The 12,369-nt window shown below is 50.7% G+C and carries 12 protein-coding genes and 1 pseudogene; 2 read left to right on the top strand and 11 right to left on the bottom strand.

Translation table 11 applies throughout. The features are described from left to right. Positions 1-323: 323 nt before the first annotated feature. The gene (locus H6G07_RS23730; protein WP_190740796.1) at positions 324-1,115 is read right to left on the bottom strand and encodes an IS5 family transposase; all 792 of its coding nucleotides are present in this window, start codon (positions 1,113-1,115) and stop codon (positions 324-326) included. Positions 1,116-1,296: 181 nt separating this feature from the next. Here H6G07_RS23730 and H6G07_RS23725 point away from each other — a divergent pair. Beyond that, positions 1,297-2,615 (top strand): annotated as a pseudogene (locus H6G07_RS23725) (IS701 family transposase). A gap of 90 nt (positions 2,616-2,705) precedes the next feature. On the opposite strand, the gene H6G07_RS26770 reads toward H6G07_RS23725, so the two are convergent. The 4 genes from H6G07_RS26770 to H6G07_RS23710 form a co-directional block, all read right to left on the bottom strand. Further along, complete coding sequence (locus tag H6G07_RS26770) at positions 2,706-2,828, bottom strand: hypothetical protein (protein WP_277882107.1); 123 nt, start codon at positions 2,826-2,828, stop codon at positions 2,706-2,708. 14 nt (positions 2,829-2,842) lie between these two features. Then, on the bottom strand, positions 2,843-4,333 hold the full coding sequence (locus tag H6G07_RS23720; RefSeq protein WP_073610756.1) for an iron uptake porin: 1,491 nt from the start codon (positions 4,331-4,333) through the stop codon (positions 2,843-2,845). Between the two features lie 53 nt (positions 4,334-4,386). After that, the gene (locus tag H6G07_RS23715) at positions 4,387-4,650 is read right to left on the bottom strand and encodes a hypothetical protein (protein ID WP_073610757.1); all 264 of its coding nucleotides are present in this window, start codon (positions 4,648-4,650) and stop codon (positions 4,387-4,389) included. A gap of 213 nt (positions 4,651-4,863) precedes the next feature. Next, positions 4,864-5,139 carry a hypothetical protein gene (locus H6G07_RS23710; RefSeq protein ID WP_139297180.1) on the bottom strand — a complete coding sequence of 92 codons (276 nt, stop codon included), beginning with the start codon at positions 5,137-5,139 and terminating at the stop codon, positions 4,864-4,866. A 163-nt stretch (positions 5,140-5,302) separates the two neighbouring features. Between H6G07_RS23710 and H6G07_RS23705 the strand changes: the two genes are divergently transcribed. Next, a complete protein-coding gene (locus H6G07_RS23705) occupies positions 5,303-6,946 on the top strand; it encodes an alpha-keto acid decarboxylase family protein (protein WP_073610758.1) in 1,644 nt (547 codons plus the stop codon). Positions 6,947-7,599: 653 nt separating this feature from the next. On the opposite strand, the gene H6G07_RS23700 is transcribed toward H6G07_RS23705, so the two are convergent. From H6G07_RS23700 to H6G07_RS23675, 6 genes are all read right to left on the bottom strand, one after another. Continuing rightward, entirely contained in the window at positions 7,600-8,052 is a 453-nt protein-coding gene (locus H6G07_RS23700) for a hypothetical protein (protein WP_073610759.1), read from the bottom strand. A 56-nt stretch (positions 8,053-8,108) separates the two neighbouring features. Next, positions 8,109-8,759, bottom strand: a complete 651-nt coding sequence (locus H6G07_RS23695) for a DUF924 family protein (RefSeq protein WP_073610801.1) — start codon at positions 8,757-8,759, stop codon at positions 8,109-8,111. Continuing rightward, complete coding sequence (locus H6G07_RS23690) at positions 8,756-9,280, bottom strand: GNAT family N-acetyltransferase (protein ID WP_073610760.1); 525 nt, start codon at positions 9,278-9,280, stop codon at positions 8,756-8,758. Before H6G07_RS23690 ends, H6G07_RS23695 begins: the two co-directional genes overlap by 4 nt. Positions 9,281-9,284: 4 nt before the next feature. Further along, positions 9,285-9,965 carry a glutathione S-transferase family protein gene (locus H6G07_RS23685; protein ID WP_073610761.1) on the bottom strand — a complete coding sequence of 227 codons (681 nt, stop codon included), beginning with the start codon at positions 9,963-9,965 and terminating at the stop codon, positions 9,285-9,287. 122 nt (positions 9,966-10,087) lie between these two features. Continuing rightward, the gene (locus H6G07_RS23680; protein WP_073610762.1) at positions 10,088-10,591 is read right to left on the bottom strand and encodes a hypothetical protein; all 504 of its coding nucleotides are present in this window, start codon (positions 10,589-10,591) and stop codon (positions 10,088-10,090) included. Between the two features lie 101 nt (positions 10,592-10,692). After that, positions 10,693-12,360, bottom strand: coding sequence for a DUF3574 domain-containing protein (locus H6G07_RS23675; protein ID WP_171973094.1), 1,668 nt, complete (start codon positions 12,358-12,360; stop codon positions 10,693-10,695). Positions 12,361-12,369: the final 9 nt, after the last annotated feature.

Raw genomic sequence — 12,369 nt, 5'->3', positions numbered from 1 at the left:
CCCAGTTGCCGATACAAACCGCGTTGCGCATACACCGTTGGCGTGAGCAGGTCGTTCAGCCGGGCTTTGACTGCTTCGTTCTCCACATACGGTTGGTTGCGGGGACAAACGTGATCTCGATGGCTGGCGCTGCGAGTCATGGCACTATATCCAAAAGGCCCTTGACGATTAGCCTAGCGTCTTAAATTGTCACCGTTGGCCTCAACCTCCTGCCCTGTTTCCTGAAGACGAAAATTACTTTGCCCTACCCAGTGGACTGAAGAAGCGGATTCGGTCAGCGCAGGCTTTAGAGGGCGTTTGAAAAGTGGTAGGGGTGTAGCGAATTAGGCCAAGCGCCTAAGCATGATGCGAATCATGGCAATTTGGAGCATCGCTTCGGCGTTTGCAGGCAACTGCTCATAATCCTGAACGAGGCGGCGCGACCAGCGCCACCAGCCAAAGGTGCGCTCAACCACCCAGCGTTTTTTGAGCAAAACGAAGCCTTTCGATTCCTGAGGTCGCAAAACGACGTGAACAATCCAACCCAAGGTATCCATCGCCCATTGCAGAAAGTTGGGGCCACTGTAGCCGCCGTCAACCCAGACCAAATAGACTCGCGCGACCCGTTCACCCAGCTGATGGAGCTTTTGCAGGGCCTGTTGGCCTCCGGTTCGCTCGGGAACGCTAGCGGCGGTGACCACAACAGCCATCATCAAGCCCAGGGTGTCGACCACCAGATGCCGCTTTCGTCCTTTAGTCGCTTTGGCCACGCCATAGCCCACTGAACGATGCACCATCGGTGCGGTGGCAACGCTTTGACTGTCCAAAATGACTTCCGACGGACTCTCGGGACGGTCATGGGTCGCGCGTGTCCAACCTCGCAACCGCTCATGGAGCGTGTCCCAGGTACCGTCTTTGACCCAGTTACGGTAGTAGGTGTACACCGTTTGCCACGCCGGACAGTCACCTGGCAAATCCCGCCAACTACACCCCTGAGCCACCAGATAGACAATGGCATTGAGCACGGCCCACAGACATACGCTTCGCGGGCGTCCCCCGGGCTTAGCTGCTGGCAGTAGCGGCTCAATCAACTCAAACTGGTCACGGGTCAAATTGCTGGTGTAGGCTTTACTCATCGCTCTCACGGGGCTGTAGTGTTAGTAATCTCAGCCTAGACCGTGTGAGCTTTTTTACTGCCCAGTCGATTTTTCAAACGCCCTCTAACGTAGTCAGAGTCATCTCGTGATGTCTGATCCCTCTTTAGTCACTATTGACGAAGTAAACTCAAACTAAAAGGTATGGGAGAGGGCTGTATCTATGGTGACACCTCGACTTGCTGTTCGTACCGTGGGCTTCGTTGATGAGTACTGCGAAGCCTATCGTCCTTTGTTTGAAGATGTGCGTAGCTATGAATGTTTCAAGTATCTCCACGTAGGTTTGATGTCGGACTTGAAACGAAAAAGTCTGCCTGCCATAGCTCGCTTAGTGGGTCTGCCCGATAGTCAACGCCTGCATCACTTTGTGAGCACCGCGCAGTGGAAGACTGAGGCACTTCAACAGCGACGGTTGCACCTGATTCGAGCCCTAGTGGGCAAGCAGTCCATGATTTTAGTGATTGATGAAACCGGTGACCGTAAAAAAGGGCAAGCTACCGACTATGTTGCGAAGCAATATATCGGCAACATCGGTAAAACAGCCAATGGCATTGTCTCGGTGAATGCCTATGGGGTGATTGGCACTATCACCTACCCCTTGCTGTTCAAAGTATTTAAGCCGAAGGGCCACCTTCATCCGGAGGATGAGTACCAGACTAAAATTCAGTTAGCCGTTGAGATCATTGAAACGCTTCAACAGTGGGGCTTTCAGTTTGAACTGGTCTTAGCCGATAGTTTTTACGGGGAAAGCAGCAACTTTGTGGAGACACTCCGCCGGTTCAAGTGGCCGTTCATTGTGGCGATTCGCTCAAATCATGGAGTTTGGCTCCCGCCAGGACAACGCGTTCGATACAACCGCTTTCGAGTCTTCGAGCAACCCTTAGCCCATCACGCGCCAGAGCGACGATTTATCCGAGAGATTATCTTTGGTCAACGGTGTCCTCTGCGATACTTCCAAATCACGAAAGGGACTGAACCAGACACCCAGGCTGATAGCTGGTACATCATGACGGATTTGCCCGACGATTTCCTCAAACTGCCGCTACTCTACAGCTTGAGGAATTGGATTGAGTATGGCTTTAAGCAGGTCAAAAGCGAATTGGGCTGGGCAGATTTTCGCTTGACTGATTACAGCAGCATCGAGCGCTGGTGGGAACTCATCTTTAGTGTGTATTTAATTTAATGGTCTCACTGCACGCTCAACATTTTTGTTGGCAAACCTTACTGCCAACTGAAGAAACGTTACCCGCCGTTGCCGATGGCCCGTTTGATACTCATTCCCATTAGCAATTAGAACCCAACTGGAAAAGCACGCTGAACAATTTACGCTTAATCATCGACCCATTTGTGTGCTATCAACGTCTCAAACCTTGGCTTGAGGTGTTTGCTATACCTGGATTGCGTCATGGCTTGTATCGGCTGATGAATTGCATGCATCAGTTTCGGGCTAGTCCACTAGCTATTCACGTAAAAGTTGCCTAAACAATTATTTTTACTTGGCAAAAGTGATTAAAGAGGGATGAGACGGAAAATTTCAGTATAAATCCCCATAGTGCCAGGGATTTTTATTGCCTACGCCCGCTCCCTCATGTCCATCGCTACCAGCACTGCTGTGCCCATCCACCAGCTCAGGTTAAAGCCTAGACTGGTGTTGTTTCCGGCATACATCGCCCAATCAGCGGGCCATTCTACCAAAGCCCCAAGCTGCTTTAGAACGTGAAGGTGGCGCGTAGAGCACCCCAGAAACCGGTGTTGTCGGTTTGGGTGCTCAACTTGGCATCGCTGTAGATCAGCGCAGGGGTGATGGTCAAGAACTGATTAAAGGGAATTCGGTAGTAGCCTTCAACGATGAAAGGGTTGTTGGTGTTGTTGACTAACTGGGGCAGTTGGCCCGCATAGACACCTAATTGACTGCCCTCAGCCAAGAAGTCATTGAAACCAAGACCAGCGTTCCAGCTAAAGTCGTTGCCGCCGTTGAACATCTGGTAAGCCCCATGACCAGCGATGAAGAACCCGCCAAAGTCGAGGTTGAGCAGACCGGCAAAGGTATCTACGCCTCCGGCAGGAGCCGCTACCCCTGTGCTGTTCAGCGCAAAGATGGAAGAGCGATCGTTGTGTAGGTAGGACACCGCAGCGTTAAAGAAGCCATCGGTGAGGAAGTTGAGCTGAGCGATATAGCTCTGGTTACTGGCTGCGAAGATACCAACATTCGGATCAAAGGCACCAGGGCCACCAGCGGTATAGCCCAGGTCAAGGGCAATGTTGTCGGTAAAGTTGACGTTGATGCCCAAGCCCGCACCATTGGTGGTGCTACCACTTTGGTAGAACTGAGGACTACCGGCATCAGCCACGGCGGGACCATCGAAGGGCACGATCGTGCTGGTTACCCAGTCATCGCCCTGGAGCCCACGGGCAGACGCGGTCACGGTGATGCGATCGCCCAAAGGAAAACGGTAGTAGAAGTCGTCAACAGCAACGCTGTAGTCGGTGTTGTCAGGGTTACCAGCATTGCTGCTGCTAGCGTTAGCCAAACCCCGTAAGGGTTGGAGGGCGTTGCCCTGGCCAGATTGCAGACGAATGCGCAGGCGATCGCGCCCCGTAAAGCTAGAGTCGAAGTTCAAACGAGCTCGAGCCGAAACGCTGGTGCTGGTTTGCCCAGGGCTGGTATCGAAGGGCGTTATTAGGTGAAAGTCGACCTGACCCCGGAGCTTGGTGGTGGTAGAGAATTGCTGAGCATGGAGGGTCGCGGTTTCAGCTTCCAGAGCATCGATGCGGCCGCGCAGGATAGCCAGATCATCTGGGAAGAACTCTTCTTGCAGGCGACGGATGATGGACAGGTCATCGGCGTCGATGCTCACCTGGGGCATCAGGGCGGTGATCACGTCCAAGCAGGAGTTGAGAGCAGCCGCGAACTCGAAGCGGGTCATGCTGCGCTGACCACGAAAGGTGCGGTTGGGGTAACCCTGAATACAACCGTAGCTTTCAACCAAGCTTTGCAGCGCCTGGAAGGCCCAGTCGGAGGGCAGTACGTCGGTCAGTTCTGAAACACTGGTGATTTGAGCCAGTTGAACAGAGTCTTGGTTGAAGTCGTGGACCACGAGAGTAGCGGCTTCAGCTGCGATCGCAGAGCCAGAGACAGCCACAGCTGCACCTAGGGCAGCGGGCACAGCTAGCAAAGATTGCCAAAATAGCTGAGTCATTTACAGAACTTACGCAAAACAGTTGGGGGGGCGGTAGCAGGTGGCTTAGAGCGTTAACTTGCTTCTGATAATTGATCAGGGTGAACTCTAGCGACATGTTGGGCGATAATCTGTCTCATTTCGTCTTGCTCTTCCCTCCAAGTTGTGTGAGGGGATAGCTTTTCTGTGAAGTCAGCGCCTATCAAATAAGAGTTTTGGTCTTTGTCGAAAGCGATTTTCAAATTGCTAGTATCGACAAAATCCTTAAGCTCTTTTACAAGATTGTAAGAAGTGTTGGCAACTTCTCCAGTATTCCGGGATGCTCCTGCTGGCCTCATGTTGGGAATCCTCTCTGTTTACTTTGGCTGTAAGGCACTTCTCAAGTTAGCTCACCTCGGCCCCTCACGATGGCCAGGGGCCGAGGTGAGCTACCGTCACCAGAGCACCACCACAGCGTACCCATCGCAACATGACCAGGATGCCCAAACCTCCCTCAGAGCTTTTGCTCAGGTGGTGGCTAGAACCGGAGCTGCACACGTGCCGAGGCATCGCTAAGATCCACCCTCTCTGACAACAGCGGCCATTGCCCCACATCGGCTGCCATCAGAGGCGCTTTGCCAGGGAAATAGGCAATTGCTCGCGTAGCTTTGTGAGCGGCGGTGAGTCGGCACAACAACGGTTGGCGGTAGGGATGCCGTATCGCAGAGTGAGCCATCGCACGGCAGGCGAGGGATAGCCCGCTCACAGAGCCGCTCAAACTCGTGGTAGAAGTCGTCAACGGCGCAGAAGATTTGGATCAAGTCGAGGCGCGCTAGACGCAAAGCCATGGCTGAGGTGCTTAGATTTCAATACTTTGAGCGTAATCCTCAGCCTTTCTTTCAACACGCTCAATCCTTGTCGACCTCACGTTAAGTAAACTTAGTTGGTCAAACCTCGAAAAGTTTTGCAGACTGGAAATACAACATATTGTTAGAAATAGGAAGCCACGGCATGGAAACCGCTACATCCATCGGGGCCTATTTGATCCAGCGACTTTATGAGGAAGGAGTGCATCACGTTTTTGGTGTACCGGGTGATTTTGTGCTTAAGTTTGACAAGCTTTTGGAGGAAAGCCCGATTGAATTGATTAACACTTGTGATGAACAAGGGGCCGGCTTTGCTGCCGATGCCTACGCTCGCTTACGAGGCTTAGGAGCCGTTTGCGTTACCTACTCAGTGGGTGGGTTAAAGATTGCTAATACAACAGCCCAAGCCTTTGCTGAAAAATCGCCCGTTGTGGTGATTAGCGGGTCACCTGGAACCCAAGAGCGTCATAAAAATCCGCTGCTGCATCATAAGGTGCGCGACTTTGATACTCAATACAAAGTCTTTCAAGAACTGACCATCGCCTCCACCATCTTGGATGATCCCTCTACAGCTTTCTCAGAAATTGACTGTGTTTTAACCGCTGCCCTCAGGTACAAGCGACCTGTTTACATTGAGATTCCCCGCGACATGGTTAACACGCCGGGAAATCCTCACTACTTTAGAAAGCAGCAGGTTGATGAGAGCAATGCAGAGACACTAGCTGAGGCCATTCGAGAGGCCGTAACCCTGATTAATGCGGCTAAACAGCCCATTATCTTGGCAGACGTTGAAATCCACCGCTTTGGACTACAAGATGCCCTGTTGCAGTTAACAGAGCAAACGAATATTCCGGTTGCAGAAACGGTGCTGGGCAAGTCGGTGATTAGCGAGCATCATCCCAACTACATTGGGTTGTATGCGGGTGCTTTAGGCAATGAGCTGACGTGTCGCTATGTCGAGTCAAGCGATTGCCTAATCATGTTAGGAGTCTTTTTGACTGATATTAACCTAGGGAGTTTTACGGCCCATCTCGATCCAAAGCATTCCATTTCAGTCACCAGCGAGCGAACGTCTATTCAGCTTCATACCTATGAAGACATTCGACTCCAGGATTTTATGGATGGGTTGATTGGGGCAGCCATTAAACCGCAACAAGACCTTAAGTTGCCAAATTATCGCAAGCCAGCAACGTCGTTCATCCCCGTAACGCATCACCCCATCACCATCGCCCGCCTCTTCGAGCGGCTCAATCTTTTCCTCGACCATAACCTGATTGTGATTGCGGATGTAGGTGATGCCCTTTTCGCTGGGCTGGATTTATTTGTGCATGGGCGATCGCGCTTTCTATCGCCTGCCTATTACGCCTCTCTGGGGTTCGCGGTGCCTGCCAGCCTTGGGGCACAGACCGCCAGTCCAGGGACGCGGCCTCTGGTGTTAGTTGGAGATGGAGCGTTTCAAATGACGGGTATGGAGTTGTCTACCATTGCCCGCTATGGCCTCAACCCGATTGTGGTGGTTTTGAACAATGGCGGTTATGGTACAGAACGCCCGATGTTAGATGGCCGCTTTAATGATGTGCTGCCCTGGCGATACAGCCAAATGCCCAAGCTGCTAGGCGTGGGCCGAGGCTTTGATGTTTGGACAGAAGATGAGCTCGAAACGGCTTTGCGGGAGAGCCACAGCCATTCCGCAAGCTTCTGCATTCTGGATGTGCATCTGGAGGCCAACGATACGTCCGTTGCGTTGAAGCGATTGACCGAGGGCTTGGGACAGCGTGTTAACGCTTAGCCTGCCAACAACTTAGGCAGGTGCTGATAGTCAAGCTGACCGATCAGCGCTTGTGCGAGCGCAGATACATCGCTACTCGCCTATAGTGCCCAAAAACAAAACCCCCACAGGCCAGCGGTGCCGGTGGGGATTGGTTCTCAAACTGCATCTACGATTTGGGACTCCTGCCCGCTGTCTGCCTAAGGTGCCCTTGTCGGCAGGGATGGTAGCAGGGGTAAGCTGTTTGGCGTAAATGGAATTTTACTTCTGCCCCTGGCTAGCGCCGGGGGCTTTGTTCTGATCTACCTTCGGTCGGAAGAGAGGATGTAGGCAACCCGGCTAGTTGCGCGCGCAGGCAACTACTCACCCCACAAGCATCTAGCAGGTTAAGGCCATTGAGCACTCAGTTTGATCGATAGTCACCTCAACTACCGCCCAGCAGTGTCATTTGAATGAGAACAATTACAAAAGGGCGAGTGAGATCCGAAAGCCACACAACAGCTACACCTGCTTCTGCGTCAATGCGACGGTGAATGGCTTTCATCCAGCATATGTGGAGAAAAACTTGATGCTTTGCTCAATATCTTTGGCAGGGAGCGCTATATGAGTAAGCCCAATATCAAACATCACAACTTATACATCTAATTACGCAATAATCTTGTTTTACTACCTAATCAAGCTGGTAAGAACGCCGTCATCAACATAGCAACAGTAAAGATAGCGGAACCAGAAATGCTAAGTGTTCGCGGCCAGTTGTAGCGGATCAACTCCTGAATGACCTCAGGCTGCTTGCCGCCCCGCTCCAGCCGAGCATGGCGCGGAATCTCCAGCGCTACCGTAACCCAAAGCCCCAACAGACCGCAGGCCGCGTTGGCCAAGGCTAATCCCAGAGGCACCGATTCGGGACGCAAAAAAATTAATGCTATGGGCACAAGAAAGCAGGAAAAACCTGGAATGATGACCGGCAGCGGTATGCGACTGGAATAAAACTTGTGGTATGTGACATATTCGTCTGGGCCAACCTTGGCAAAAAGAGGATAAACCACAAGCTGCGCCAGCCAGATAGTGCCGAGGTTGTAACAGATCAGCACCGTGTAAAACAGGAGAAAACCGTGGGAGAAATCCATTGCATTCGCTCTCTATAATGACAAACTTGATTGGTGATGTGACGTTGCTATCCCTGTCATTGCTCACTGAGCAATGCAGACAGATGAGGCGGCATTGAACGGGTATGGACAAGCTGGCCGGTTGCTATGTAGTTGAGTTCTTCAGGGGTTGAGCGGTGTCCCAACGCAGCATTGCGGTGGGGCTGTCGTCCAAACCTGGCAACTACCTCTCGATGGGCGCGTGCTTGGGAGGCAGAAAATGCCAGCAATTCGCGGTGGTCAGGAAGGGACTCTTGCACCAGATCATCCGCCAATTGAACGGCCAAATCTAGATTTTTGACCTCTTCAGAATGTCCTAGCGGCAGCAAGAAAAACGTTTTTTCCCAGGGTGTTTTTAGGGCAGCGTAGTGGCCGATATCGATGCCTGATAAAGCGAGTAGGCAGGCTTTTGAATCCTGGGCGTAGGCCTGGGCTGTGCCTTGATAGATCGTTCGAGACAACTGATCCAGAAGAATGATGAGCGCTAGGCGCGATCGCGGTTTCTCAGCCCATCTGTCAAGTTCACCTCGAATCGCCTGCTCTAGCAGCGGTAAAAAACGCTCGTTCTCGCTGGCGCTTATGGCACCCCGAAACCACCACTGCCACTGGCGAACGATGGCCGCCTGCCCCTGGTTAAGTTGGTCAGGAAACCAGAACTGAAGAACAGTATCAAAAGGTTGAATAGTCATGGCGTACATTCCTTTCTGCTGATCTGCCAACGGTGTATTTTGCCTAAATTGGGGTTATCTACCTCAGTGCTATACTCCATGCCTACTTTTTGCAGTACACGATTTGAGGCATTTTTTTCTGCCAGGGTATGGGCTATAACCGTTTGCACTTCGCTTTGCGCAAAAGCGTAATCAATCATTCCCTGGGCTGCCTCGGTCGCAAATCCGCGATTCCAATACTCGGGGGCAATTTCGTACCCAATTTCCACCGTCCCTAATTGGCTGGGAGGGCCTTTAAATCCCCCATTGCCGACCAGTATTCTACCGGCTGGCCAGATAAAGAAATATCCGCGCCAGTGAGGCAACCCTAAGCTGGAGTCGGCAGGCTTGTTTTCACTAAGAGAGAAGGCATGCGGAAAATGTGGCCAATCCGTAGGTAGGGCGGTCTGTAGGAGAGTTGCGAGCTCATCCCTATTGCGCCAAAAAAGTTCTATGTGAATCTGCTTGACGGCATGTAGCTGGAGGTTTTTAGTTTCAATCATTGGCTTATTTGCTTAGAACCTTAGATTGCTGTGCCAATCTGGATAAATGTGAGTCGCGCTGATCTAACAACAGCAGCAGTTTCTGAGAATAATCTTCAGAAAAAGCACGCTGAACAGAAGGATGTGACTGTAGAATTTGTCTCCAATCATTCACCTTTGGAGCCTTTGCTAGGCCAAAGTCAGCAATCTCATCAAGGGCGTCGAAGTAGTAAAACATGGGTGCAAAGGCGGCATCTACCAGTGAGAAACTCTTACCCCCAAAATAAGGTGTATTCAGGCTTCTCTCGATCCATGTCAGCTTACCCATTAGCTCTTGGTGCTTTTGCTCAAAAACCTTTTCTGTATGTGCATTTAAGAAGTCATACATGACTACAAGGGTACTGGAGGCGAATTCAATCCAGGCGCGGTGCTTTGCTTTTTCGAGAGAATCTTGGGGATGCAGTGAGCCTGGTGTAACTTCGTCTAAGTACTCGCAAATAACAGACGATTCAAACAGCACTTCAGATCCCAATTTCAGCACAGGAACTTTCCCCAAGGGAGAAATTTCAAGAAACCAATCGGGCTTGTTGGCCAAATCGATATGGGTTAACTGATAGGGAATCTCCTTCTCAAGCAGTAAAATGACCGCACGTTGTACAAAAGGACAGAAATAATGACTAACTAGCTCTAGCGGTAAATTATTCATGGTGGCTATAAAGCGAATCCCGCTCTGATAAACAACTGGACTATAATTGTGCTGACTAGAACTTCTTCAAAGTGAGAATTTCTAGTCAGATTTGACTTTTCAGAAAGATTTGAACAGCCAGTTTATGCTGATGCAGCTTGAGTATTGTCTGCCATAAAATAAATGGGCTGGCCCATCATTTTTCGAATCGACTCGGGCTGCATAGCTTCCAAGTACTGGGGCACAAACTCTGGTGGCATAAACTCAAATAGGATGCGATTTTCGGCCCAAAATTCAACTACGCTGAAGGGAACAACATCGCCTCGGATACGAGCAAGCACCCGCCATCCCTCGCGCTGCCCAATCTGCTCAATTTGCTTGGAGGTAGTAGGCACCGAAATAGCAGCATGGGAAGCCACAAACTGAGCTGGTGAAGTCTGACGAATTTTGGCCCCTTGGGTGTCAGGTCCCGGAACCCAGATATCCCCTTGCTTGAACACCACAATGTGGGTACCAAAGTTGTTAAAGGGCATGACTAGAAAACTATCGGGAACCAGAAACTTATAGACCTCGCCTTTCCAGATATCGGCTAAGGCACTAGCAACCCGCAGGGGCTCTTGAGCATCAATTGAAATGTGGTGAATCACGGTGGTTACTCTTCTAGTTAGGGGATGTTAGTGGCTAGGGGATGGCTTAAAACTGTCTTTCTTAGGGCAGGATGGCACATTAACCTCTACCCCGCGATCGCCTAAACCACAACGATGTTTGCATTACTCAGATCGGGTGCACCGCTCAGCGTGGCTAGCAGCACTTGGGCTTGGCAGCCATTACCCTCGGGGTTAAAGAATAATTCTCCCGATAGAGGGTTATAAATAAAGCGGTCTTTGCAGTCGGTAGCGGCTATGCCCAAGCTAAATTGATCTGGGGAAATGGGGGCACCAGCTTTTAATTCGCAATTAAAACCTGCTGCTCGAATTAAGATGCGATCGCTTTGGGTAGCAAAATCAGTGATGATGTCGCCCCCTTGATGCAAATTGTTAAAGCGGAATGAATCATGCCCCTCGCCACCGGTTAACGTGTCGATTCCTTTACCGCTAATTAGGATGTCGTTGCCGTCTTCTCCAAGCAAAATATCATCGCCATCATTGCCACTGAGCCAATCGTGACCTATCCCTCCGCGAAGCAGGTCATCTCCACTTAAGCCTCGGATGCGATCGTTGCCGCCCTGGCCATCAATGATGCCGTCGGAGTCTTCAAACCCGTCGAATTTATTGTTTAGATCGCCTAGAAAGATTGTGTCAGTGTCGAAGGCAACCTGAATATCTTCGTCAACAACCTGTAAAACCGACTCCTGCTGAAATTGTTGCTTGTAGGCCTGGATAATTTGATCGATCGCTGCTTCATTTTCTACGGTATCTTCAAAGATGAGCGAGACAACTTTGCTAGGCTCTTTAACCAGAGTATTTGTGCTGTCGAGAAACTGTCCATCAGCATCATAAACTGTGAGACCATCGGGAAATCGCGGGGTAATCTCCTGATCTAAGAACTGCTGAAAGGCTGCCTCTGAGACTTCGCCACCCCCGGCAATGTTGCGGCCAAAGTACAGATCTTGTTGAATCAGCTCTGGAATCGGATCGTTGTCGATCAGATCTTCCGATTGGCCGAAGCCTACTTTAACGGCTTCGTTGACGATCTCTAAAACCGATTCTTGCTGGAACTGCTGCTTGTAGGCAGCAATAAGCTGATCAATGCTCTGCTCATTTTCTACCGTATCTTCAAAGATAAGCGAGACCACTTGGCTGGGTTCTTGTATTAAAATCCCGGCGCTATCTAAGAACTGCCCATCGGCAGCGTAGACCGTTAGCCCATTCGGGAATCGTGGGGTAATTTCGGCATCAATAAACGCCTGAAATTCGGCCTCTGAGACTTTTCCACTTCCAGCAATATTGCGCCCAAAGTACAGATCTTGTTGAATCACCTCTGGAATCGGGTCATTCTCAATCAGGTCGTCTGCTTCATTAAACCCGACCTTGATATGATCGGCATTGACGACTTCTAAAATTGATTCCTGCTGAAATTGCTGCTTGTAGGCTTCGATAATTTGATCGATTTCTGCCTGGTTCTCTAGGGTATTCTCAAAGATGAGGGTAACCACCTGGCTGGGTTCTTGAATTAGGCTATCGGTGCTGTCTAGGAGCTGCCCATTGGCATCATAGACCGTCAGCCCGTCGGGGAATCGCGGGGTAATTTCGGCATTAATAAACGCCTGAAAATCGGCCTCTGACACTTTACCGCCACCAGCGATATTGCGACCGAAGTATAAATCCTGCTGAACAAGTTCAGGACTGACATCATTAGCTTCTACGGCCAGCACAACTGATTGGGTGTGCATTTCTGCATAGATGGTGGGGGCCATCGGGGTCTC

The organism is Phormidium tenue FACHB-1052, assembly GCF_014696675.1.
Taxonomy (GTDB): Bacteria; Cyanobacteriota; Cyanobacteriia; order Phormidesmidales; family Phormidesmidaceae; genus Nodosilinea; species Nodosilinea tenuis_A.
Note: the sequence above shows the minus strand (reverse complement) of the source record. Positions and strands in the feature narration are given on the sequence as shown.

Bases quoted from the DNA above. Each gene is read 5' to 3' on its own strand.
- H6G07_RS23730 (WP_190740796.1), bottom strand. From the start codon at position 1,115: ATGAGTAAAGCCTACACCAGCAATTTGACCCGTGACCAGTTTGAGTTG.
- H6G07_RS23720 (WP_073610756.1), bottom strand. From the start codon at position 4,333: ATGACTCAGCTATTTTGGCAATCTTTGCTAGCTGTGCCCGCTGCCCTA.
- H6G07_RS23715 (WP_073610757.1), bottom strand. From the start codon at position 4,650: ATGAGGCCAGCAGGAGCATCCCGGAATACTGGAGAAGTTGCCAACACT.
- H6G07_RS23710 (WP_139297180.1), bottom strand. From the start codon at position 5,139: ATGGCTTTGCGTCTAGCGCGCCTCGACTTGATCCAAATCTTCTGCGCC.
- H6G07_RS23705 (WP_073610758.1), top strand. From the start codon at position 5,303: ATGGAAACCGCTACATCCATCGGGGCCTATTTGATCCAGCGACTTTAT.
- H6G07_RS23700 (WP_073610759.1), bottom strand. From the start codon at position 8,052: ATGGATTTCTCCCACGGTTTTCTCCTGTTTTACACGGTGCTGATCTGT.
- H6G07_RS23695 (WP_073610801.1), bottom strand. From the start codon at position 8,759: ATGACTATTCAACCTTTTGATACTGTTCTTCAGTTCTGGTTTCCTGAC.
- H6G07_RS23690 (WP_073610760.1), bottom strand. From the start codon at position 9,280: ATGATTGAAACTAAAAACCTCCAGCTACATGCCGTCAAGCAGATTCAC.
- H6G07_RS23685 (WP_073610761.1), bottom strand. From the start codon at position 9,965: ATGAATAATTTACCGCTAGAGCTAGTTAGTCATTATTTCTGTCCTTTT.
- H6G07_RS23675 (WP_171973094.1), bottom strand. From the start codon at position 12,360: ATGGCCCCCACCATCTATGCAGAAATGCACACCCAATCAGTTGTGCTG.